Origin of the sequence: Clostridioides sp. ZZV15-6598, assembly GCF_020657705.1 — a bacterium.
Taxonomy (GTDB): Bacteria; Bacillota; Clostridia; order Peptostreptococcales; family Peptostreptococcaceae; genus Clostridioides; species Clostridioides difficile_F.
Window position 1 is genome coordinate 1 of the sequence record NZ_JAGWCS010000220.1, and the last position, 3,595, is coordinate 3,595.

Here is a 3,595-nt window from a genome sequence, read left to right on the forward strand (position 1 = left end):
ATAGTAATAATGTGTAAATAAACATTACTTTTTTAAGAAAAAATTAATATATTGACAAAAACTAAGAGCTCATTTAAACTAATAGTTGAGAATAATATTCAATATTAAATAATAGGGGGAGCTATGAATAAATATCTTCTAATAAATCCAGTAGCAGAAAAAATGTATGGGGAAAAGTTTAATATTATCAAAGAAACTTTGATAAAAAAAGGGTACATAATGGTTGAATGTGAGGCACAATTAGAATATGTAAAGAATCAGTACAAAGAATATGCAAAAAAGATTGAGAATACAATGTTAGATTGTAGATGTCCAGAAAGCATAAATCTTTTAAAAAGAAATAACTTGATAGATGGCTTTGAAGTTCCTATGATAGAACCAATATTGGTAAGGACTTGTAGAGTCTTATACGAAAAATATATTAAAAGTGAAGAAGATATGTTAATAGTAACCTGTCCATGTACACAATTAAGAGATTTTGCAGGTGAAAAGTTTAAGGATAAAGATAATGCTCTATTTTATACATGGAAGGAATTTGCTGAAAAGGAAGGTATAAAGTCACTTGGAAAAATAGATGAATCTCCAATTCCATTAGGGTATTTTAAGGATTCTTTTGAAAAAGTTCTTGAAGTATCAAGTGAAGATGAAATATTAAGTAAAATACAAGAAATTAAAAATGGTTCTGAGGATAAGTATGATATAGTAGAAATGTTTTATTGTAAAGATGGATGTAATAATGGAGATGGTTTGTAAATGGGCAATAAAATTAATGATAAACTTTTAAGATTAGTAAAAAGTGTTTTGATATTTTTTATAATTCTTGTATTGTGGAAAATTACAAATTATCTTGGTATTTGGAGTGAATATATACTACCACCACCTGAAAAAGTGTATAGTACATTTTTAAATATGATAAATGATGGTTCAATATTTATTAATGTATATGCAAGTATGAAAAGAGTTTTGATAGGGTTTGCAATAAGTACAATTATAGGTATTCCTTTAGGTATATTTTTTGGAATTTACGGTAAAGTTTATGAGTACTTTAAATCATTGATAAATTTTTTGAGAAATACACCACCACTTGCTCTAATACCAATGCTTATATTATGGTTTGGCATAGGTGAAGAATCAAAAATAATAATTATAATTTTGGCATCTTTTTTCCCAATCTTTACAAGTACATTAAAGGGGATTAGAAATTGTGATTTAAAGTTAATTGAAGTAGGTAGAGTATTTGAATTGTCAAAGCTTCAGATAATATTTAGAATAATCATTCCTAATGCAATTCTCGATATTGCAGTTGGTCTAAAGTTAGCACTTGGATATAGTTTTAGAGCAATTATAGGAGCTGAACTTGTAGCTGCTTCGTCAGGTCTTGGATACTTAATATCTGATGGAAAAGAAATGTCTAGAACAGATGTTGTTATTGTAGGAATAATTGTAATTGGACTTCTAGGAATAATTACAGACTATATATTTTCAATTATTGTAAAAAAGGTAAGCAAAGGAAAGATGGTGGAAGCATATGAGTAATTCAGTATGTAATTCTGGGTATATAATCAGAAATCTATCTAAAAGTTATAAAGTTGATAATGAAGAACATGTAGTGCTTAGTGATATTTGTTTAAATATAGATAGAAGTCAGATAACTGTAATTTTAGGTGAAAGTGGATGTGGTAAGACTACTTTACTTAGGGCAATTGCATCACTTGAAGATATAAATAGTGGTGAGATTAGGTTTGTAAAAGATAATAAAGAGTATAGACCTAATGTTGGCTTTGTGTTTCAAGAAAGTAGGTTGATGCCTTGGCTAAATGTAAGTGAAAATATAGCTTTTCACAATCAACAAAAAAGTACTATTTTAAATAAAATACTCAATAAGTTAAATCACTCAAAAAGTAGCATTAATAAAGGTAGAAATGATAATCTTATATATTTAAATAGCAAGAATGATTTAAGTAAATCAAACAAAAAAGATAGTATTGATATAGAAAAATATCTTAAAATGATGAACTTACAGAAATTTAAAAATTCTTATCCAAATGAGCTTTCAGGAGGTATGGCACAGAGAGTAAGTATAGCTAGAGCACTTTCTTTTAATCCAGATATGTTGTTTATGGACGAGCCTTTTTCAGCACTAGATTATTTTACAAGGATTGATATGCAAAATGAAGTTATAAGAATACATAAATCAACTAATAAAGGTGTAATATTTGTAACTCATGATATTGATGAAGCATTAAAGATAGGCAAAAAAATAGTTGTTTTTACAAATGAAAGAAAAATAGAAGAATTTAATATAGAGGATGATTATAATAGGGATTTAACTTCAAATTACTATATTAAATTAAAAAAAGATATTTTAATGACAATGAAATCAAATAAAAGCATTTAAAGAAATTAATAATATTTTAAGGAGTAAAAATATGAAATTAAAAAAACTATTGATAGGTATAACAATATTGACACTTGCGACAGCATCTTTAGCTGGATGTGCAAAAAAGAATGATGGTGAAAATCTTTCAGAAATAAATTTAACCTATGTAAAATCACCACTAAATGTACCTTCTATAATTCAAAAACAAGATGATTTATTTGGGAAAGAGTTTAAAAAAGATAATATAGCAGTTAATTTTCATGAAATAACTACAGGTCCAGAGCAAACACAGGCTTTAGCGGCTGGTGAAATAGATTTTTTACATGCACTAGGAGGTACATCAGCTTTGATAGCAGCATCTAATGGTGTAGATTTAAAAATATTAAATACTTATAGTAGATCACCAAAAGGATTTATGATTTTAACAAATAATGATTCAATAAAATCAGCAGCAGATTTAGCTGGTAAGAAAGTAGCAGGACCAAAAGGGACTATATTACATCAAGTATTAATTGCGGCACTTGATAAAGAAGGACTAAGTATGGATGATGTTGAGTTTGTTAATATGGGTATTCCAGAAGCATCAGCAGCTCTTTCTGATGGTAGTGTTGATGCTGCATTGATTGCTGGACCAGCAGCTCTTAAATCTATGAAGTCTGGAAGTAAACTTGTAGCAAATGGTGAAGGTTTAGTAGATGGTATAATAGTGACTGCTGTTAGTACAGATTTTGCTGAAAAACATCCAGAGGTAGTTGAAAGATTTATGAAAGTTGAAAAAGAAACTTTAGAATATGTAAACAATAATTTTGATGAGGCTATGGAAAAGGTAGCAAAAGAAGTTGATTTAAGCGTTGAAGAAACTAAAGAGTTATATGCTTGGTATGATTTTAGTTTAGATATAACAGATAAAGATATATCTTCTCTTGAGGATACACAAGACTTCTTAATAAAAAATGGATTACAAGAGAAAAAAGTAAACATAAAAGAATTAATATATAAAGCTAAATAGTAGTGTTGATAGTGCTAAAAGTTTAAGTTACCTTATTTAAGGTAACTTTTTCTATTCTATTGATAAAAATATATGCTAATGGTATATTTATATAGCGAATATACCTGTTTTTACTTTAAATTATTAGAGTGTTTTTAAAGAAATAATAGATTTATTTACGAATAGTAAGAAGATGTCTTTATAGTATTTTACATAATGTATTTTAT

4 protein-coding genes are annotated in these 3,595 nt (G+C 27.3%); all 4 read left to right on the top strand.

The genetic code is table 11. From position 1 onward, the window contains the following. The first annotated feature begins 123 nt into the window (after positions 1-123). From KGF50_RS20750 to KGF50_RS20765, 4 genes are read left to right on the top strand one after another with little or no spacing between them, the layout of a single operon-like run. Positions 124-753, top strand: coding sequence for a hypothetical protein (locus KGF50_RS20750; RefSeq protein ID WP_227849814.1), 630 nt, complete (start codon positions 124-126; stop codon positions 751-753). Beyond that, positions 754-1,536 (top strand): ABC transporter permease, encoded by a 783-nt coding sequence (locus KGF50_RS20755; protein WP_227849815.1) that lies wholly within the window; start codon positions 754-756, stop codon positions 1,534-1,536. Beyond that, positions 1,529-2,398: an ABC transporter ATP-binding protein gene (locus KGF50_RS20760; RefSeq protein ID WP_227849816.1), complete on the top strand. Its 870-nt coding sequence runs from the start codon at positions 1,529-1,531 to the stop codon at positions 2,396-2,398. The genes KGF50_RS20755 and KGF50_RS20760 overlap by 8 nt, the downstream gene beginning before the upstream one ends. A gap of 31 nt (positions 2,399-2,429) precedes the next feature. Next, entirely contained in the window at positions 2,430-3,389 is a 960-nt protein-coding gene (locus KGF50_RS20765; RefSeq protein WP_227849817.1) for an NrtA/SsuA/CpmA family ABC transporter substrate-binding protein, read from the top strand. Positions 3,390-3,595: the final 206 nt, after the last annotated feature.

What these genes read in the sequence shown, in the direction of transcription:
- KGF50_RS20750 (WP_227849814.1), top strand. Translation starts at nt 124, where the DNA reads ATGAATAAATATCTTCTAATAAATCCAGTAGCAGAAAAAATGTATGGG.
- KGF50_RS20755 (WP_227849815.1), top strand. Translation starts at nt 754, where the DNA reads ATGGGCAATAAAATTAATGATAAACTTTTAAGATTAGTAAAAAGTGTT.
- KGF50_RS20760 (WP_227849816.1), top strand. Translation starts at nt 1,529, where the DNA reads ATGAGTAATTCAGTATGTAATTCTGGGTATATAATCAGAAATCTATCT.
- KGF50_RS20765 (WP_227849817.1), top strand. Translation starts at nt 2,430, where the DNA reads ATGAAATTAAAAAAACTATTGATAGGTATAACAATATTGACACTTGCG.